The organism is Litorimonas sp. (assembly GCA_029936425.1).
GTDB lineage: Bacteria > Pseudomonadota > Alphaproteobacteria > Caulobacterales > Maricaulaceae > Litorimonas.
The window spans coordinates 181,913-201,414 of the sequence record JAPYSU010000001.1; the positions used below are offsets into that span (position 1 = coordinate 181,913).

The window sequence follows — 19,502 nt, forward strand, 5'->3', positions numbered from 1 at the left end:
TGCAGCAAAATTGAATCTGTAGACAGAGGGCATGAGCAAATTCAAGATTTCCTCAAATCTTCAACATTTTCTAAAAACCACTGATAAGCATGACGTAGGCCTTCTTCCAAGCGGTATTGAGGGCTCCAGCCCATATTGGACAGTTTTGAGTTATCCATCATCTTCTTTGGCGGGCCATCGGGTTTGGTGAGATCGTGGATAATCTCGCCTTCATAGCCCACTACCTTCATAATAGTTTCTGTTAATTCCAAAATAGACACGTCGTCACCGGCGCCGACATTGATGTGTTCATCTTGTGAATAGTGTTTCATCAGAAACACCAGACCGTCTGCGCAGTCATCGGCGTGCATAAACTCGCGATAGATTTTGCCGGTGCCCCAGATTTCTATTGTCGGTTCATTATTTATTTTTGCGTTATGGACCTTTTGAATTATCGCCGGAATGACGTGGGAATTTTCCATGTGAAAATTATCATTCGGGCCGTACAGATTTGTCGGCATGGCAGAGATAAAGTCGCAACCATATTGAGCGCGATAGGCCTGCGCCGTCATAATCCCGGAAATTTTAGCGATGGCATACCATTGATTTGTCGGCTCCAGAGGGCCCGTTAATAGCGAGTTTTCCTTAATGGGCTGAGTCGCCATTTTAGGATAAATACAGGAAGAGCCAAGGAAGAGAAGTTTTTCAACCGCGTTTTCATAAGCAACCTGAATTACATTCGCCGCTATCATTGTATTGAGATAAATGAAATCCGCTGGGAATCTATTATTGGCATGAATGCCACCGACTTTTGCGGCGGCAAGGAAAATGGCGTCTGGTTTATTTTGGGACACCCATGTTTGAACGGAAGCTTGATCGACTAAATCGACTTCAGTCCTCTCTGTTGTCAGAATGTCTACATTCTCTTCATTTTGAAGGCGCCGCACAATGGCCGAACCGACCATTCCATTATGTCCGCAAACCCATACCCGTTTACCGGATAGCGAATAAGGTAGGGAATTAATCATGTCGCTGATACCGATTCTCTTCAGCTTCGATGACTTTCAAATCACTTTCAACCATATCGGTGACAAGTTCTTTAAACTCAATAGTATGAGACCAGCCAAGCTTCTCTTTTGCTTTTGACGGGTCAGAGAGAAGTAAGTCCACTTCGGTTGGGCGGAAATAACGGGCGTCGATACGGACGAGGATATCTCCGGTTTCTGCATTTTTGCCCACCTCGTGAATGCCTTCACCCTCCCAGACGATTTTTACATTTATGTGGGCAAAGGCGAGTTCGACGAATTCTCTTACGGAATGTGTCTCGCCTGTGCCTAAGACGTAATCATCCGCCTTGTCCTGTTGTAAAATACGCCACATGCCTTCGACATAATCCCGCGCATGACCCCAGTCCCGCTTGGCATCAAGGTTTCCGAGATAGATCACATCCTGCAGCTTGTGATGAATGGCGGCGACGGCTCGCGTGATTTTGCGTGTGACAAAGGTTTCACCGCGCAGCGGGCTTTCATGGTTAAACAAAATGCCGTTAGAGGCGTGTATGCCGTAAGCTTCCCGGTAATTGACCGTAATCCAGTAGGCATAGAGTTTCGCCGCGGCATAGGGACTGCGGGGGTAAAACGGCGTCGTTTCAGATTGAGGGGTCTCAACGACTTTTCCGTAAAGCTCGGAGGTCGAGGCCTGATAAAAGCGCGTCGATTGTTCCATGCCCAAAATTCGTATCGCTTCCAGAAAACGCAGGACACCGACAGCGTCAGAATTGGCCGTATATTCAGGCGTTTCGAAGCTAACCTGAACATGAGACTGAGCGCCCAGGTTATAGATCTCGTCCGGTTTGGTTTCCTGAACGATACGAATAATATTTGTCGAGTCCGTCAGGTCTCCATAATGCAAAAAGAAACGGGCATCGGGGTCGTGAGGATCAACATAAAGGTGGTCGATTCGGGCGGTGTTGAACGAAGAGGAACGTCTTTTAATGCCGTGAACAATATAGCCTTTATTCAATAAAAGCTCGGCCAGATAGGCACCGTCTTGTCCTGTGACACCAGAAATCAGGGCTGTTTTTGTCATTTTTATAACTTTTTAAATCTTGTTTGCGCCTATCCCCAATGTCTCAGGCCTCTAATATGGGGGGGCATTGAATGCAAGACTCCTTTTGCCTTGCGAGTCAGGCTTGCCGTTACTATGCAGGAAGAGATCAAATATTGGGCGCAATCGGATTTATTTTTATGGCGATCACTCCAGTAATTATGTCAGGCGGCGCCGGCAGCCGTCTCTGGCCACTCTCTAATGAAGAGAGACCGAAGCAGTTTCTTCCGCTTATCGGTCCGCAAACAATGCTGGAAGAGACTATAGACCGGCTGAAAACCGACTTATTTGAGCCTATAACGGTTTTGCTGGCCGGCACGTCCCAAGCCGACCTTATCCGGCAACAAATGTCCGCAGAAAACTATATGATTATTGGGGAGCCGTGCAGAAGGAACACGGCCGCCGCAGCGGTTGCCGCCGCCCTGTATGTCAAAGAAAAGAGCCCGGATGATGACCTTCTGCTTTTGGCGCCTGCCGATCACGTGATTACATTTCCGGGAGCGTTTCATAAAGCTGTCGAGAAAGCGAGCGAGGCGGCCCGCAACGGTTATATCGTCACTTTCGGCATTTATCCCGAGAGCCCGGAGACAGGATATGGCTACATAAAACGCTCAGAAAGCATTTCCGAAGGCGTTTTTAAAGTTGAGGATTTCAAGGAAAAGCCAGATGAAAAAACGGCTAGGGAGTATTGCGATAGCGGCGAGTTTGACTGGAACTCCGGGATTTTCCTCTTCTCAGCAGGGAAGTTCCTTCAGGAAGTAGCGCGTTTTGAACCTAAAATACTCGAAGCCGTGCAAGAGGCCTATAACAAGGCGGTTAGGGCTGGAAATTTGATTGCACTTGATGAAGAGGCTTTTGAGCACGCTCCGTCCAATTCCATCGACTATGCGGTCATGGAGCGCACGGATAAGGCCGCAGTCGTTCCGTGTAATATCGGTTGGAGCGATTTAGGAAGCTACCGCTCATTATTTGATGTCCGCCAAAAGCTTGAAGTTTCTTGTCATCCCGAAAAAACCCAACTTTTAGACGCAAAAGACTGTCTCGTCATGTCTGACGGTCCTCAGGTCAATATTGTCGGGTTAGAGAATGTCGGCGTTATTGTGGAAGGAGGCCGCGTCCTTGTCCTCAATTTAGACGACTCTCAGAAGGTCAAAGACATCGCCGAATTTCATAAAAAACACCCGGACTAAGCCGGGCTTTTCAAAATCTTTAGCGCTGAAACTAGCTTTCTGATGGCTTGAAGAGACTCTCAAGCGTATGCTCGACCTTTGGCTTTTCGCTCGGCAGAGGGGCGGGTTCGACGGGGGTCAGCGTTTCGCCGCCTTCTTCCGCATTCGCCGCGTCTTCTTTCGCCTTCTTCTCGGCGGCTTTTTTCACGATCGAGTCCAAATCTATCTGGCTGCAAAGTCCCAGGGAAACCGGATCGGTCGGGTTGATCGTGTTAATTTTCCAGTGAGTGCGATCGCGAATGGATTTAATGGTCGGCTTGGTTGTGCCGATCAGTTTGGAAATTTGCGCGTCGGTCACTTCAGGATGGTAACGGACGAGCCAGGCAATTGCATCCGGACGATCCTGACGACGGGATAAGGGTGTGTAACGCGGTCCCTTTTTCTTTTTCGTCGGCTGTAACTCGTCTGAATCGAATTTGTTCGGCTTCATTCCGTAATCGGAATCTCTTTCGGCTTTTTCGATTTCCTCTCGGCTGACCTGACCATTGGCAATAGGGTCTGCGCCGCGAATGCCAGTGGCGACATCTCCGTCAGCAATGCCTTCGACTTCCAGAATGTGAAGTTTACAAAACTCACTAATCTGCTTGAAGGTCAGTCCTGTATTGTCGATGAGCCAGACGGCCGTGGCTTTGGGCATTAAAATCTGTGTCATAACGAGCCTCGTCTAAAAAACAGCCATTAAAAAACCCCGCTCGGCGGGGTCATTTTGTTCGATTTTGGTCGTTTCCCGCTTTCGAACACCCCTTTACATAGGCTATTACGGTTAAAATGCAAGCTAATAGGGAAGGTGGGACTGCCATGGATGAAAATGAGACTTTGCGCCAAATCGGGACAGTGAGCCTGGGCGATGAACTTTACGGACTATCTGTCCACGAACTCGAAGACAGAATTGAGGCGTTGAGAGGTGAGATAACCCGCACGGAAAAAGAATTGGAGAAAAAGAAAAGCGACCGCAACGCGGCGGATAGCCTGTTCGGAACAAAAAGCTGAACATGACAGCTTTATTACTTTTTTTCATACGGGCAGGTGTCTTTGGCGTGGGGCTTGCAAACTTATTCGCAAAGCTTACACCTTGTGCTGAAAAAGAGATTCTATGACCGCCGGACAGCCCCAAGACATATCGAAAACACCGACCCGCCAGACGGTTGGGCTGGACACGTTGACGCCTCAGGCCGAAGCGCGTCTGATGGAATTTACCCGTTCCGAGCTTTTCGCCAAAACCTTTCGCGAAGGCATGGATATGGTCGAAGAAACCGCTGCCTATCTGGACGGGCCGGGACGCTACGAATCTAAAAAGCTAAAGCGCGACGACGCGCTGACCTATGCAAGTCAGTCCATGCGTCTGACGACCAGGCTCATGCAGGTGGCGAGTTGGCTTTTGGTTCAGCGCGCTCTGAACGAGAAGGAAATGGAGCTAAATGAGGCGCGGGCCGAAAAATACCGTCTTGTGCCGGAAACGAAATCTGATGAAGAGCTTAGTTTCTCCGAACTTGCCAAGACAGCCTATGCTTTGCCATCACGACTGCTCGATCTATTGGCCCGGTCAGAAGCGCTTTATGAGCGGATTACCCGGCTGGATCGTTCGCTATACGGCACGATAGCGGCGCAGCAGGGCAACACGGTCGCCGATCAGATTAACCGCTTGGAAGCGGCCTTTGGCCAAGCCTAACAGTCTTGCCGCTGAAACAAAAAAGGCTCCCCTGAGGGAGCCTTTTTCAATTGCGTATGAGGCGTTAAATTTAAACGCCAAATCCGGCAAATTTGTCCTTGAAGCGGGAAACGCGTCCGCCGCGGTCCATTAACTTCGCATCTCCGCCTGTCCAGGCAGGATGAGTTTTAGAATCGATATCCAGCGCGAGAACGTCGCCTTCTTTGCCCCAGGTAGAGCGTGTTTCGTAAGTTGAGCCGTCAACCATTTTGACGGTAATCATGTGATAATCGGGATGAGTATTTTTTTTCATTGTCTGGCTCCTTAGCCTCTGGTCACGGGTTTGCTTTATTGGGTCCCCCGCTCGAAGGGCGCGATATAGTCGAGGGGCGGGCTTGGGTCAAGTTAGCCGTTCACGATATTACGTAGTGCCTTCAATTGGGTCAAAAGGGGACTGGCCGCTGAAACAGGTAAACAACTCGGGGCGTCGCAAAGCGCCGCATCCGGATCTGTATGAAATTCAAGGAATACCCCATCTGCCCCCGCCGCGACGGCTGATTTTGCGACAATGGCCACGCCTTCACGTCGTCCGCCCGTAGAGGCGCCGCCCGTTCTGGGATCGGCTCCGGGCAGCTGCACCGCATGGGTGGCATCTATCGTCACCGGCACGCCGAGCTTTTGCATTTCCGGAATAGCCAAGGGATCGACGATCAGATTGTTATATCCAAAACTGACCCCCCGCTCACACATGATGATGGCATCTGCGTCATATGTTTCGCGGATTTTCGAGATTATATTTTTGCTGTCCCACGGAGCAAGAAATTGCGCTTTTTTGACGTGGAGGACACTGCCTGTTTCCTTCGCGGCGTCTGCCATCGCGGTCACCAGATCTGTCTGGCGACAGAGAAAAGCCGGCACCTGAATGATGTCGGCGACGGAGGCCACGGGAAGGGCTTGATCGACCTCGTGGACATCGGTACAGATCGGCACGTTCAACTCGGCTTTAATCGCCGCAAGCATTTCCAGACCTTTTTCAAGACCCGGTCCGCGAAAAGACGTGATGGAAGAGCGGTTTGCTTTGTCAAAGCTCGCCTTGAACACATAAGGCAGGCCCAAATCGGCGCAAACAGATTTCAATTCACGCCCGATCGTCAACGACTCTTCCAAACTCTCCAATACATTGCATCCGGCTATCACGGCGAGGGGGAGTCCGGAGCCAATAGACCAGTCCGAGGATTTGAGGGAGACTTTTGACATAAGGTGAGCTTTTAGCCGACACGCTCTTTTAACGGCGCCATCAAGGCGGCGTTAGTGCAGATAATATTGCCCGTCTCAACCACATTTCCGCCTGAGAGGCTTTCGACCTGGCATCCGGCTTCCCGGGCGATGAGAACGCCTGCGGCAATATCCCAAGGGGCGAGGCCGCGTTCCCAGAAACCGTCATATCGGCCTGCGGCTGTCCAAGCGAGATCAAGTGCGGCAGACCCCAAACGCCTGACTCCGGCGCTGTGGCCCATGACCTGGTGGAGTTCTTTCAGGAATTTGGCGTGACCGGGGCGGCCCAAAAACGGGATGCCCGTGGAAAAAAGCGAATCTTGAAAAATGTCACGTTGGGATGGGCGCAGACGGCGATCAGCCCCGCCGCGCGTGCCGTCATTGATGAAGGCCCCTTTGCCTTTTTCAGCAAAGAACATTTCGTCTGTGATGGGGTTGTAAATCAGTCCGGCGACGATTTCGCGGGGTTCGCCGTCAATTTCGCGCTCGAGCGCAATAGAAATGGCGAAGTGGGGAATGCCGTGGAGATAATTCGTTGTGCCGTCTAGCGGATCAACAATAAATCGGTGCGTCTTGTCAGACCCGACAATCTCGCCGCCTTCTTCAAGCAAAAAGCCATAGCCCGGACGATCCCTTTGCAGGTTTTCGACAATAACCTCTTCGGCTTTTTTATCAGCGCGAGAGACAAAATCCGCTGGGCCTTTTCGGGCGACCTGCAAATGTTCGACTTCGTTGAAATCGCGGATCAAACCGCGCGACGCTTTACGCGCCGCCGTTTGCATGACGGTCATTATGGCAGAAAGATTGGCCATGCCTAATCTGCCCGTTTGACGTAAGATCCGTCTTCGGTGTTAATGATCAAACGTTCGCCTTCTCCGACGAAAGGCGGAACCGCTGTCCGGACACCATTGGAGAGAATAGCCGGCTTAAACGAATTTGCGGCTGTCTGGCCCTTGACGACAGGTTCAGTCTCGGCCACTTCCAGCACGACTTGAGCGGGCAGGGCGATATTAATGGGTCGGTCTTCGTAAAATTCGACTTCAACTTCCATACTGTCAGTGAGATAGGCCGCAGAATCGCCAACAAATTCAGATTGCAGGCGGATTTGCTCATAATTTTCGGAATTCATGAAAACGAGCATATCGTCTTCAGCGAAAAGATAAGTGTGTGGTTTTTGATCAAGGCGAACTTTCTCGACGGTTTCGGCCGCGCGGAAACGTTCATTCAGTTTTCGGCCGTCCAGGATGTTTTTCAACTCGACCTGATTAAAGGCGCCGCCTTTTCCAGGCTTAACGGCATTGCATTTAACGGCAATCCACAGAGAGTCCTGATGTTTGATGATATTACCCTGACGGATTTCATTCCCGTTCATTTTCATGAGGTACTCTTTCTTTCGCTAGACGATGACCCGCGTGACTTATCAGGCAAAAGAAAAAGGAGCAAGCGAGGCTTGCTCCTCTGAGTGTTTAAAGTGCCTTCTTGATAGGGCCGCTTTTTATTCGGTGGAAGCGAGTTTCGTCGAGAGTGGTTTGACATTGTCTTCGACATTTCGCTCCATCAGCAGGCGCCGCGGGTCGATGGCGATATAATTTGGCAGCGTCTCAAGCTCGAAAACCAATTCACTTTCAGCCTGAGTAACCCGCACTTGCTCCAGCTTCGTCCAGTCACTCCAGAGGGCTTCGGGCTCGTCCTGATAGAAACCGATTTCGACCCATTCATTTAGACTCTCGCCGTCAATATCGGCAAAGCTTTCTGCGCTTTCCATGTCTTCGGTCTGGATCTTTTTGTCCATTTCAAACGGAACGGTGACGCGGTAGCGGCCATTTGGGAGCTTGCTTGCGGAAAGCTCGCCGTCCCCAAATTTCATATCCCACCAAACAATGCGGTCCCATTGATCTGTAATCAGCTGATCATAGTCAGGTCCGGCCACCTCGCGGAGCGCGTTGGTCACATCTTTCGTTGTGGGATAAGGCGGACCGTTGGAGCCGAACTCATCAATCAGATTGCGCATGGCAAGGCGCATTTTGTCAGGGCCGATATAGTGTTTCAGCCCCCACATGACCCAGTCGGCCTTGTTATAAACCAGATATTGTTGTTCTCCGGCAACAGCGAGAGGTACTTCTTTTTCCCGGTCAATAAAGGCCCGCGCCTGCATTTGGGCGATGGTAGAATTTTCCAGAGCGTAAAGCGCTTTATCAAATCCGTATAGGGCTTCATAAGCATCCATGGTCGCGTAAGAAGTCAAACCTTCTGACAGGACATTAAATCCTCTAGAGCGTCCGGGGACTATCTGATGGGCGAACCATTGATGGCCTAATTCATGCATTGTTGTTATGGCGGCATTATCAAGTGTTTTGATGTCGCCTGCTTCGCCGCTATCCATGATAAACCCCTGTTCGGAGTAAGGAATGGTTCCGGCGAACGCCTGTGCAAATCCGATGAAAGGGACTTCCATAATGCGGAAGTAGTTATATTGGTAAGGCCCGAAATTTTCCGAATAATGTGTCAGACCGAACTTTGTCGCCTTAATCATATCCTGAACGGAATAGCTGTGGCTTTCCGCATGATAAACACGGATCGGGATGACTTTCCCGGTCGGCGAAGTCCAGCTATCTTCGGTCACGGCGTAATTACCCGACAGGATAGAGAAGAAATTGCTGATCGGCGTATCGGAGCGATAGGTGCGGCAGCGGCGGTCGCCTTCCACAGACTCTGTGATGAGGTCGCCGGGCGCAATCGGAATTTGATTGGCGGCGGTGCAAACCGTACCTTCAAAATCAATATAATCCGCTGGCCCTGTCAGTGTGCCGAATAGGTTAACTTTTCCGGCCTCCGGATCTGTCGGTTCGGGGAGTTTTTCCAATTCCGGTAGGTCATATTTGCGGCGGGTTTTGGAATTTCGAATCCGAAGATCCGGCACGCCCATTGTCGGGATCACGCGGGAACTAACACCGAATCCACCATAGTTGTTCAGGAATGTCCCGTCTTTTGAAATGGCACTTCTATCCGCCAGGCGCGGTCCATGAAAGAATGTTTCAAAATCCAGTTCCGTCTTGTCACCGGGATCAAGGGCCGGCTCGAACCGGAAAACGCGAACGCCTAAATCGTTGATCTCTTCAATCGAGTCTCCTTCGGCATTTGTGCCTTCGGTGAGTTCAACCGCGCCGTTCAGGTCAAATTGTTTGACGTCTTCTTCGTGGCCACTGGCCGGATTGACATAAATTTCGGAAATCGGAACACCCGACGCGTTCTCGAATATCATTTTTCCGCTGACTGTAGCTTCCTGTTTTTCAGGAAAAATGTCGGCTTCAATGCTGACGCTGCGCACATGCGGATGAGGCAAATCGCGTTCGGTTGCGAGCATTTTTTCAGCCTTGACCTGACGTTTCTCCTGCGCTTTCTGATTGGCATAGTCTACCTTTTCATAGGCTTGGTAGATGTAAATACCGCTGCCGATAAAGGCGGCGAGCGCCACGGCCGCCACCGCGCCTGAGGCCGGAGTGATATTTGTTTTCAATTCCTTGAGACGGCGTAGCAGTGAAACTTGGAAGCCGCGGCGCCAGAGCCAAACGCTAAACACAGCGAAGAGAACGCAGAGAGCGCCCCAATAGAGATTGAACCACCGGAAATAGACCCAGCTATTGTAAGGAGAGATTTCCGAAACTTGTCCCGGGCTGGTTCCGCCAAAGCCCATGAGGGGGTGATAGAATGGGAGCCTGGACACCACGAGAGCAACAAACGCCATGGCCCCAGCCGCAACGAGCATGCCGACAATTCTGTTGGGAACGAAAGCTTGGACAAATAATCCCAGAAAGGCGAAAGCCAGATAGTTCGGGAAGGCATTCAGGAAGGTAAATTTCAAATAAAGCGAAAGATTAACAGGCGGGCCTCCGGCCGCGATCTGGATCGCCATGCCGACAATCATGACGACCACACAAAGCGTTGCGAGGGCGGCAGATAAGGCAATCCATTTGGCGACCAGTAAGGACCAATTACGCACTTTGGTGGAATCGAGCAGTCCAACAAACTTTGCGCCTCGATCCCGGAAAACCATTTCCGCGGAGAAAAAGGCGATAATTAAAAGAACCGGAATGAAGAAACTGCCAAAGCCAATCGTCATCATAAACAGGCTGGTTGGCACCAGTTTTTGCGGGGAGAAGAAAACCGTGACGATAATGAGAAAGGCAAACAAAGCCATGGCGAGGCTGGCCAATATGATAAACGGAACAGACCGCACGGTCGTCAGATATTCGAACTTTGTGCGTGTCCACAGAGCGGACAGGTCCGCGGCAAAACCGAATTTCGGCTGAACGCTTTTATATTCTGGAATGTCTTTGGATTGAAGGACTGCGCCGCGCAATTTGGTTTTGCCTGTGACAATACCGCGTTTAAACCGGCTAAAGACAAGCGCCAAAACGCCGAGCGAAATAACGCCCCAAACAAGCCGGTTAAGACCCAGATATCCGAATATCGGTGTGAGGCGTGTATTGCGGTCCTCAGTCGACCAGAATTCTGTATCGAGCGTGTAAGCAATAGCGCCGAAAGGGTCAGCCAGAGCTTGCGCCCATTTGGGAATGTCGAGCTCGATAACAACGCCGGACATGATAGAGAAGAAAAACAAACCTATCGCGCTGACCAAAACGAGCATGCGGTTGTGGGTCAGCCCGGCAATCAGGGTGAAAAAGGCCGTGACGAACAGGGCATTGACAAGGGTGAATAGCAAAAGCGGCTGCAGATAATAAATCGGACGTATGGGGCCAAGGGTCAGCTTGTCGAGCGTGGGGCTGAATGAACCCAGAAATTGCGCCAGTAAGAAAACAAAAAAGCTCAGGAAAATAATCAGGAAGACGCCCGTCATTCGCGATGCGGTCATGTCGAATGTCGAAATCGGTGTGGAGTGGATGATCTCCGTCATATTGGAGGTTTTGTCGCGCAAGATACCTGTCACAACAAAGATTCCGCCAAAGAAAATCACCGGCAGATAGGCATTGGCGATCCCGCCGGCGATCATCTGCGCGCCATTGGCCTTGATTTTGGTGCCGCCTAGCCCTGATCCGAAAAGATCCGGGATAACGGCGACAAAGACGCCGTAAGCCAACATAACAAAGAGAACGACCCAAAAGCCGATCTGGCGGGCCTGAAAGCCCATTTCAAATTTCAAAAGACGTTTAAACATGAGCCGCCCCTAAACCAGACCGTTTAAGTGGGCGAAATAGGCGTCTTCGAGCGTTTCTTCTTTTTGCTCAAAGCCCGGCCCGGGGGAGGTTTCCGCTAGAACAGAAGCCTGGATGCCGCCTTTCAAATGACGGCTTGAGAGGAATTTATATTGCTTTTTAACGGTTGGCAGGTCGTCCCGGTCGATTGATTTCCGCCAGACTTTTCCGCGAATATGGTCGATGAGGGTTTCTGGGGCGCCGCGCACGACGATCTGGCCATTGCCCATAATCGCCATATCCGGGCAAATATCGCGAACGTCTTCGACAATATGAGTGGAGAGCAGAATAATTTTCTCCCGGCCAAATTCCGAGAGGAGGTCTAGAAAACGTTGGCGCTCAAAGGGGTCAAGCCCAGCTGTCGGCTCATCCACGATGAGAAGTCTTGGGTTGCCGAGCAAGGCCTGCGCGACGCCGAAGCGCTGACGCATCCCGCCGGAATAGGTCGCGACCGAAGCGGTGCGGTGCGTGATGAGGTTAACCTTTTCGAGCAGCGACATGATCTGGTCATCCCGTTCGCTCTTATTTGTCACGCCTTTCAGAATAGCGATGTGATCCAGAAGGGCCAGAGCGCTCATGCGCGGGTAAACACCGAAATCCTGCGGCAAATATCCCAGTTCAGATCGAATGGCGTTGGGATGGGAGACAATATTCTTGCCTTGAAAGGTTATCGTGCCTTCATCCGGTTTCTGAAGTGTGGCCAATGTCCGCATCAGGGTTGATTTACCGGCCCCATTCGGGCCCAAAAGACCAAATAGCCCCGGCTCCAGGTCCAGACTGACATCATTCAGTGCATGGACATCGCCAAAACGTTTATGGATATTTTGGATGGAAAGCATGACGGACCCCTTCGAAAGTCGATTTTACGGAAACCTAACAAAATCTTATCGAAAAACAACAATTATTTTCGTTTATCGATAAACCTTTACAATCTGGACTGGGTGAAACTGCACCGCCGTCGAGGGCCGCTGTAATATGTCTGTCAAACCAGATAAAATATAATGAAAACTTAAATCGCTTTTCGCGACAGCGGTGTTTATAAATCAAAATTATGGAAGCCATTCGTATGACACCTCAGCTCAATTATAGCTTTGCCAGAACGCAAGGCGTGCTGATTGTCACGGATGCGGAAGGCAGTGTAAGCCTGCTTCACAGACCGCAAGTCAGCCTGTCAGCTTTGCTGGAGGCGCGCCGCGCTGTCGGTCATGCCCTGCCGAAACAGGAAGTCAGTCCCGCCATCTTTGAAACGGAACTGTCCAAGACCTATTCGCAAAATGATCTGTCCAGCGCCTCGGAAGACGCAATCGGAACGGGCGAAGATTTGAACGCTCTGGCAGATGGCCTTCCGAAGACCTCTGACCTGTTGGATAATTCTGATGACGCACCCGTTATCCGGCTTATCAACGGTATTTTACAGGAAGCGATCCGCTCGCGCGCCTCTGATATTCACATTGAACCCTATGAGCAGCGGCTCTCCGTACGTTTTCGGATCGATGGAACGCTGAGTGAAAAACTGAGCCTCCCGGCGCGCCTCGCCCCTGTTCTGGTCAGCCGGGTAAAGGTCATGGCGCAGCTGGATATTGCGCAGAAACGTGTCCCGCAGGATGGACGGTTTTCGCTTAACCTCGGTCAAAGGGCAATTGATGTGCGGGTCTCGACCCTGCCGTCGCGTCACGGCGAACGGCTGGTCATGCGGATATTGGAAAAGGACAGTTCGCGACTGGCCCTGACAGAGCTGGGTATGAACGCGCCCATGCTCGCGGCGTTTAAATCCGCGCTTGCCCGTCCCAATGGTATTGTTCTCGTTACAGGGCCGACCGGTTCCGGTAAAACGACAACACTTTACGGGGCCTTGTCGGAATTAAATGATGGCTCCCGCAATGTGTTGACGGTCGAAGACCCGGTCGAATACGCGTTGGACGGGATTGGCCAGACACAAGTGAATTCTCAAGTCGGGATGAGCTTCGCGGCGGGCCTTCGCGCCATTCTCCGCCAGGATCCGGATGTGGTGATGGTCGGGGAAATCCGGGACCCCGAAACGGCAGAAATTGCCGTGCAGGCCTCACTGACAGGTCACCTGGTTCTTTCCACGGTTCATACGAATTCCGCCATTGCCGCGATCGCCCGCTTGCGGGATATGGGCGTCGAGCCTTTCCTTCTGGCCAGCACCATTACGGCTTTGGTCGCTCAGCGATTGGTGCGCGAACTTTGCCCGAATTGTAAAACGCCTTATCAGGCCAGCGAGACGGAGCTTTCCGAACTTGGCTTGCCGAATGAACCGACGACATTCTATCACGCCAAGGGATGTAACGAATGTTTGGATATTGGCTATCGCGGGCGTTTGGGCCTTTATGAAATGGTGACGATGGATGACAAACTCCGCGCCATGATCCATGACGGTTCGTCTGAGTCAAAAATGTCAAAACATGCCTTCCGGAACCGCCAGACCCTTCTGCAAAGCGGGGCGCAGGCAGTGGTGGACGGCCTGACCTCCCCGGAAGAAGTGCTCCGGGTTTGCAAATCGAGCACAGCAGAGGCCATCTAAAAAATGGAAGCCTTTGATTATGCCGCGATAGATGCCAAAGGCGCGAAACAGCGCGGCACATTAATGGCAAGTTCGTCTCGCGATGCCCGCGACATGCTCCGTGCCCGCGCCCTCATTCCGGTGGATCTAAACCGCAGCCGCAAGAAAACCGCCAAGACGTCAGAGGCGTCTAATTCCTTTCTGTCTGGTCGGATCAAATTAAAGGATTTGACCCGCGCTACCCGACAGCTCGCCATTCTAATAAATGCCGCGACCCCGGTGGAAGACGCGCTTCGGGTCATTGCGCTTCAATTTGAACGCTCGCCCATGCGCGGGGTGCTGCTCTCCATTCGCGGGCAGGTGATGGAAGGGCTCAAGCTTTCCGATGCCATGAAGAGCCAGCCTCAGGCTTTCGACGATCTCTATGTGGCGATGATTGCTTCTGGCGAGGCCTCGGGCCGATTGGCGCAGGTTCTGGAGAGACAGGCCGATGATCTGGAAGCCGCCCAGGCAATCCGCCGAAAAATCCTCGGCGCCACGGTTTATCCTATCGTTTTATCCGTTGTGGCCATTGGCGTCATTGCCGTCTTGATGGTTTTTGTCGTTCCCAAAGTTGTTGCGCAATTCGATAGTTTTGGCCAGGAATTGCCGCCTATTACGCGGTTTACAATCTGGTTTTCCGAAGTGTTTAAATCTTATGGCCTTTGGATATTCGGCGCAATTCTGGCCCTTTATTTTGGCTTCAGACTTCTGCTCAAACGTCCCGCGGCCCGCTATTGGTGGGACGGCGTTCGGCTGAAAACACCCTTACTCGGAAATATTATTCGCGATTTGAATGCGGCGCGCTTTTCGCGGACAATGGCGGGATTGATTAGCGCCGGCACCCCCGCCCTCGACGCGCTGGAAACCTCCCGTCATACACTGAAAAACTCTGTCATGCGCGAAGCTGTTCTCGGCGCGGCAACGCGGGTACGAGAGGGCGCCGCGCTCAGTCAGGCCCTGCAAAAGACGAAAGTTTTTCCGCCTCTGGTGACGCAAATGGTGGCCGGCGGGGAAGCCAGCGGCGACACGGGGCAGATGTTTTCGCGCTCTGCGGATTACCTCGAAAGTGAGTTCGAAGCCCGGACGTCTGTGTTTTTGACTTTGCTGGAGCCGCTCATCATCATATTCTTGGCGGGTATAGTGTTATTGATTATCGCCGCCATATTCTTGCCGATCCTTACGCTTAATCAATTCATTCTTTAGGAGGCCCCATGGCTGATATTGAAAAGACAACAGAAATGAAAAGACGGGAAGCTGACAAAGAAGCCGGCTTCACCCTGGTTGAGGTTTTGGTGACATTGGTCATTATCGGGCTTTTGACGACAGTCGTTGTGGCCAATGTTCTGCCGCTGATCGGAGATTCTTCGGTCAAAAAAGCCAAAGCGGATATTGCCGTGTTGCAGCAATCTTTGGACCGCTACTATCTTGATTACTATGATTACCCGGAACAATCCGCCGGATTGGAAGCGCTGGTCGAAGCCCCCGCAGGTGTTGATGAAGCCTTATATCCGAAAGGGGGGTATATACGCTCACTGCCTCTGGATCCTTGGGGAAATGAATATCAATATCGCTATCCGGGCGAAAACAGTGTCGTTGATATTTTCTCTTACGGCTCTGACGGCGAACCCGGCGGAGAAGACGCTGCGGCCGATATTTCGAATGAGGCGTTATAAAAAGGACGCATGTTCCGAAAAAAGTCATATGATGTAATTAAACGCTCAGAGGCGGGCTTTACCCTTATCGAAATGCTTTGCGTTTTGGTGCTGATAGGCCTCCTGTCTGGCGTTGTCATTATGAACGTTCCCAATCCGAAATCCGAAACCCAGATTGAGGCAGAACGTCTTGCCCGCGATTTAAACGCCATGGTGCAGAACGGTCTCATCAGCGGCGAAGTACGCGGGTTTGGACTCACGGAAGAAAAGTTCTCATTTTACGCCTATAATGGTGTGGAATTTGTTCCGGCGGGGGGGCAAAACTGGCCGGACCGTATTAAACCGGAATTGCAACGTGAGGGTCAGGAAGTTGAACTCCCCGATGAGATAAGTCCGCAAATTATTTTTGAACCCACGGGACTCAACGCGCCGTTTGTTCTCGACATGTCAGGGCCTGAGGCCCGTTATGAACTTCGTTCAGAGGGCAAGGGCCGTATTGTCCTGGTCAAAACGGAATGACCCTTCAAATAACAAGACAAAAAGACGCCGGTTTCACCTTGGTCGAAGTTTTGGTGAGCCTTGTTATTTTTTCCGTTGCCATTCTCGGACTGACGCGGGCGGGAACCCAAACCGTCACAGCTCTCAATCAGCTGGAAGAAAAAACCTATGCTTCCATTGTTGCGGATAATCAGCTCGCTTTGGCGCGCCTTGAAAGTGAAAACCCCTTTGCCCAGTCCCGCATCGGCGAAGAACAATCCGGTGGTAGAACATTTGAATACCGCGTGGAACGGGTTGAAACCGAGGTGCCGGAATTTTTTGAACTGGTCGTAAGCGTGTCTTCCCCGAGAACAGAGCAGATCCTCATACAGCGCCGGGCCTTTGTGACGCGGGAAGCGTCATGAGGAAAGTAACAAACGACGCTGGCTTTACCCTCATCGAAATGCTCGTGAGTCTCTTTATCTTTTCACTGATTTCGGCCGGCACAATGACTGTCATGAGCAGTTCTATCGCCGTGCGGGATCGGGTCAATCAGGGCACGGAAGAGCTTAACAGGTTACAGGCCGCGAGAGCCATAATGCGAACCGACTTTGAACGGATTTCTCTGCGGGCCCGCCGGGATATATTGGGTAGTTTCGAGCCTTATGTTTTGACCACAGACGGAGAGTCTCTGATTAATTTTACGAGGTTGGGCCGAGAGAATCCGGGAGGATTGGAACCAAGAGGGGACGCAGAGCGCGTCGCCTATTTCTTTCGCGAAGGAAAACTCATTCGTCAGAGCTGGCCGACGGCCAATCCCGATGTCTCGACCCAGCCCCGAGAAATCGTGCTGTTTGATAATCTACTTTCTGCCCGTCTCGAATTTTTATCCGAAGATCTTATTCCCGTTACGCGTCTGGCCGTGCCGGTGGAAGCAGGAGACTCCTTTCCGCTGCCCGGCGTGATCCGCTTTGTCCTGACAGATGAAAGACAGAATATCTCCGAACATATTTTCGAGCTGCGCGGATGAAGCCGGAACTCGATAAAGAACGCGGCGCGGTTTTAATCGCCACGCTGCTTGTGATGGCGATTATGGCGGCTCTGACGGTTGCGTTAATGGACGATATTCGTCTTTCCTTAAAGCGCACTGCCAATGTCTCGGATTACGCTCAAGCGGATTGGTATGTGCGAGGCGCGGAAGATTATGTTGCGGATGTTCTGGCTCAGCGTCTTCAGGACGTACCGCCCGAGGGCCGGAATCAGGTTCTGGCGAGTATTAACCCGATCCTGTTGCCGATTGAAAACGGGGTCATGCAAATGACCGTGCGGGACGGATCGCATTGTTTCAATCTCGGTAGTCTCACCACAAAACAAGGCCAGCCCAACGAAGCCGCCGGAGAACAATTTATCAACACGCTGGACGCACTGGGCGTTTCGCGCCTTCAGGCCGAGGGATTGAGAGCAACTCTGACAGATTGGGTCGACGCCGATAGTCAGGCCCAGCCCGGCGGGGCGGAGGACGGAGATTACCTGCGCCGCAAGCCGCCGGTCCTTCCGGCCAATACGCCTTTGGCGTCAGTCATGGAAATTCGCGCGGTGAGGGGGGTGACACCGGAATTGTATGAGGCTCTACGGCCCTGGCTGTGTATCGGCGAATCTTATGTCGAGACGAAATTCAATATAGACTCGGCCGAGCCGTGGCAGGCCCCTATACTGGCAGGGTTAATCGGCGGGGCGGATAACCTCCCTTTGGCCAGGCAACTTATTTCGGAGCGTCCCGAGCAAGGGTATCTGGACATGGAAAGGCTCACGGCCAATCCTCTTTTGCAGGACCTTCCGCAGCGAGAGGATGAACCGAATATTGTCGGCTTGCTTCAAAACTCTGTCATCTTCACGCCCAAATCCCTTTGGGTCGAACTGGAGCTGAACTACCGAAAAGCTCAAAGATCACGCAGCTTTCACTTTACAGGGGTAGACAACGGGCAGCCGCTTCTGACATATCGCGGGTGGGGCCGTGAAAGTTTCCGCCCTTATCTGCGTCCCGACGACGCGGCCACTGCTTCGGAAGGGCGATAGACCATGCGAGATGGCTTGATATTATTGCTGCCGGGCACGGAGTCTGCGCCGCTTTTATGGGGGCATTGGCGGGACGGCCAAATTGTGGAAACGGGACAGACTCATCTGGACGAGGTTGAGGCGCTGGCGAGTAAGACACTGCCGGTCGCTCTTATCCTGCCGGGCCAAAACGCGCAGACTTTTGCCCATGATATTCCGAAAATGCGCCGCCGCGAGCGGAAAAACGCGATTCTCTTTTCTCTTGAGGACAGTCTTTCCGTTCCATTTGAAACGCTCCACGTCGCTATGCAGGACGAGGTTACGGTTGAAGAAAGCCCGGTCAATCTCGCCACGGTAATTTCAAAAACGCTTATGGAAGAGGCGCAGGAGTGGGCGCAGGAAAACGGATTGAATGTCCAGTCTATCTTCACGGATTATGACGCCCTGACTGAAGCGGACTCTGTTCCGCTCGCCTTGCCGGATCGCGTGGTGTCTCCGGGGCCGCTGGGCCATACGCTCGATATCGACTGGTATGACGGCCCGGTAAACGCCGCAGACCACGCGCAGGTTCTGGCCGCGATTGGCGCGCGCCTGACGCAGGCAAATAATTTGATGCAGGGGCCCTACGCCCCTCGCTCGGCGCTCAGCGGGACGTTGAAAAGAGGGATGCGCCTCGGGGCGCTCGCGGCCTGTCTGGGACTGGCCGTGTTGGTTTTTGAAATGCTGGAAGCCCGCTCTATACAGAAACAGGCCGAAAATGTGCAGTTGGAAACAGCGCGCCTTTATACCCAGCAGACCGGCCAGCCCGCCCCGAACAATCCGGCCGTGGCTGTGACGCAGGCGGCGCGGTCCGGCAATGTCGCGCCGACGCAATTTCTGGCGCTGTCCGATATTGCCTTTCGCGCGCTCGCGGAATTTGACGATGTCGCCATTGAACGCCTGAGCTTTCAGGATAGCCGAAGTGAGCTACAACTCCGCCTGAGTTATCCGAGCTTTGAACGCGCCGAAGCGGTTAAAATCGCCATGGAAGAAGCCGGAGGGGACTTCATCCCCGGCGGGGTTCGCGAACAAAGCGGGCGCTTTGTCGGGGAAGCCGTTTTGAGAATTGCAGGGGCGAGCTAATGTTTTCGAGTTTACAACAATTCTGGCAGGAAAGAGACCCGCGCGAGCAGGTTTTGCTGGCAGTCATGGGCGTCTTGGTGGCTTTGGTTGTTTTCTGGCAATTTATTCTTAATCCCGTTTTCTCCGCGCAAAGTGACGCGCGGGCAGATCTTTTGAGAGCGGAGCGGGATTACACGACGG

The 19,502-nt window shown here is 52.2% G+C and carries 21 protein-coding genes; 12 read left to right on the forward strand and 9 right to left on the reverse strand.

From position 1 onward, the window contains the following. Positions 1–41: 41 nt before the first annotated feature. Together fcl and gmd are read right to left on the reverse strand one after the other, a co-directional pair. Positions 42–1,007, reverse strand: a complete 966-nt coding sequence (fcl, locus tag ACN0IC_RS00935) for a GDP-L-fucose synthase (RefSeq protein ID WP_416876869.1) — start codon at positions 1,005–1,007, stop codon at positions 42–44. Further along, positions 1,000–2,067 carry a GDP-mannose 4,6-dehydratase gene (gmd, locus tag ACN0IC_RS00940; RefSeq protein ID WP_416876870.1) on the reverse strand — a complete coding sequence of 356 codons (1,068 nt, stop codon included), beginning with the start codon at positions 2,065–2,067 and terminating at the stop codon, positions 1,000–1,002. The genes fcl and gmd overlap by 8 nt, the downstream gene beginning before the upstream one ends. Positions 2,068–2,138: 71 nt before the next feature. On the opposite strand from gmd, the gene ACN0IC_RS00945 reads away from it, so the two are divergent. Further along, complete coding sequence (locus ACN0IC_RS00945) at positions 2,139–3,275, forward strand: mannose-1-phosphate guanylyltransferase (protein WP_416876871.1); 1,137 nt, start codon at positions 2,139–2,141, stop codon at positions 3,273–3,275. Between the two features lie 31 nt (positions 3,276–3,306). Here the strand turns inward: ACN0IC_RS00945 and ACN0IC_RS00950 are convergent, their stop codons facing one another. Then, positions 3,307–3,966, reverse strand: coding sequence for a DUF1013 domain-containing protein (locus ACN0IC_RS00950; protein WP_416876872.1), 660 nt, complete (start codon positions 3,964–3,966; stop codon positions 3,307–3,309). A 146-nt stretch (positions 3,967–4,112) separates the two neighbouring features. Here ACN0IC_RS00950 and ACN0IC_RS00955 point away from each other — a divergent pair, with 146 nt between their 5' ends. Together ACN0IC_RS00955 and ACN0IC_RS00960 are read left to right on the forward strand one after the other, a co-directional pair. Next, complete coding sequence (locus ACN0IC_RS00955) at positions 4,113–4,304, forward strand: DUF1192 domain-containing protein (protein ID WP_416876873.1); 192 nt, start codon at positions 4,113–4,115, stop codon at positions 4,302–4,304. A 196-nt stretch (positions 4,305–4,500) separates the two neighbouring features. Next, a complete protein-coding gene (locus ACN0IC_RS00960; protein ID WP_416877060.1) occupies positions 4,501–4,983 on the forward strand; it encodes a DUF1465 family protein in 483 nt (160 codons plus the stop codon). A gap of 70 nt (positions 4,984–5,053) precedes the next feature. Here the strand turns inward: ACN0IC_RS00960 and rpmE are convergent, their stop codons facing one another. From rpmE to ACN0IC_RS00990, 6 genes are all read right to left on the reverse strand, one after another. After that, on the reverse strand, positions 5,054–5,275 hold the full coding sequence (rpmE, locus tag ACN0IC_RS00965) for a 50S ribosomal protein L31 (protein WP_416876874.1): 222 nt from the start codon (positions 5,273–5,275) through the stop codon (positions 5,054–5,056). Between the two features lie 92 nt (positions 5,276–5,367). Then, entirely contained in the window at positions 5,368–6,219 is an 852-nt protein-coding gene (gene kdsA / locus ACN0IC_RS00970) for a 3-deoxy-8-phosphooctulonate synthase (RefSeq protein ID WP_416876875.1), read from the reverse strand. Between the two features lie 11 nt (positions 6,220–6,230). Next, a complete protein-coding gene (locus ACN0IC_RS00975; protein ID WP_416876876.1) occupies positions 6,231–7,049 on the reverse strand; it encodes an inositol monophosphatase family protein in 819 nt (272 codons plus the stop codon). A gap of 2 nt (positions 7,050–7,051) precedes the next feature. Next, the gene (gene efp / locus ACN0IC_RS00980) at positions 7,052–7,615 is read right to left on the reverse strand and encodes an elongation factor P (RefSeq protein ID WP_416876877.1); all 564 of its coding nucleotides are present in this window, start codon (positions 7,613–7,615) and stop codon (positions 7,052–7,054) included. A gap of 117 nt (positions 7,616–7,732) precedes the next feature. Then, positions 7,733–11,413, reverse strand: a complete 3,681-nt coding sequence (locus ACN0IC_RS00985) for a M1 family aminopeptidase (protein WP_416876878.1) — start codon at positions 11,411–11,413, stop codon at positions 7,733–7,735. Positions 11,414–11,422: 9 nt separating this feature from the next. Next, positions 11,423–12,289, reverse strand: coding sequence for an ABC transporter ATP-binding protein (locus ACN0IC_RS00990; protein WP_416876879.1), 867 nt, complete (start codon positions 12,287–12,289; stop codon positions 11,423–11,425). 227 nt (positions 12,290–12,516) lie between these two features. Here ACN0IC_RS00990 and gspE point away from each other — a divergent pair, with 227 nt between their 5' ends. From gspE to gspM, 9 genes are all read left to right on the forward strand, one after another. Next, positions 12,517–13,995 (forward strand): type II secretion system ATPase GspE, encoded by a 1,479-nt coding sequence (gene gspE / locus ACN0IC_RS00995; RefSeq protein ID WP_416876880.1) that lies wholly within the window; start codon positions 12,517–12,519, stop codon positions 13,993–13,995. A 3-nt stretch (positions 13,996–13,998) separates the two neighbouring features. Further along, positions 13,999–15,219 (forward strand): type II secretion system inner membrane protein GspF, encoded by a 1,221-nt coding sequence (gene gspF, locus ACN0IC_RS01000; RefSeq protein ID WP_416876881.1) that lies wholly within the window; start codon positions 13,999–14,001, stop codon positions 15,217–15,219. Between the two features lie 8 nt (positions 15,220–15,227). Continuing rightward, positions 15,228–15,689: a type II secretion system major pseudopilin GspG gene (gene gspG, locus ACN0IC_RS01005; RefSeq protein ID WP_416876882.1), complete on the forward strand. Its 462-nt coding sequence runs from the start codon at positions 15,228–15,230 to the stop codon at positions 15,687–15,689. Between the two features lie 9 nt (positions 15,690–15,698). Further along, on the forward strand, positions 15,699–16,187 hold the full coding sequence (locus ACN0IC_RS01010) for a prepilin-type N-terminal cleavage/methylation domain-containing protein (protein ID WP_416876883.1): 489 nt from the start codon (positions 15,699–15,701) through the stop codon (positions 16,185–16,187). Next, a complete protein-coding gene (gspI, locus tag ACN0IC_RS01015) occupies positions 16,184–16,570 on the forward strand; it encodes a type II secretion system minor pseudopilin GspI (protein ID WP_416876884.1) in 387 nt (128 codons plus the stop codon). Before ACN0IC_RS01010 ends, gspI begins: the two co-directional genes overlap by 4 nt. Continuing rightward, a complete protein-coding gene (gspJ, locus tag ACN0IC_RS01020) occupies positions 16,567–17,175 on the forward strand; it encodes a type II secretion system minor pseudopilin GspJ (RefSeq protein WP_416876885.1) in 609 nt (202 codons plus the stop codon). Before gspI ends, gspJ begins: the two co-directional genes overlap by 4 nt. Further along, positions 17,172–18,221 carry a type II secretion system minor pseudopilin GspK gene (gene gspK / locus ACN0IC_RS01025; RefSeq protein WP_416876886.1) on the forward strand — a complete coding sequence of 350 codons (1,050 nt, stop codon included), beginning with the start codon at positions 17,172–17,174 and terminating at the stop codon, positions 18,219–18,221. Before gspJ ends, gspK begins: the two co-directional genes overlap by 4 nt. Positions 18,222–18,224: 3 nt before the next feature. Then, complete coding sequence (gene gspL / locus ACN0IC_RS01030) at positions 18,225–19,322, forward strand: type II secretion system protein GspL (protein WP_416876887.1); 1,098 nt, start codon at positions 18,225–18,227, stop codon at positions 19,320–19,322. Continuing rightward, the coding region (gspM, locus tag ACN0IC_RS01035; protein ID WP_416876888.1) for a type II secretion system protein GspM at positions 19,322–19,502 on the forward strand (181 nt) is incomplete at its 3' end. The genes gspL and gspM, both read left to right, overlap by 1 nt.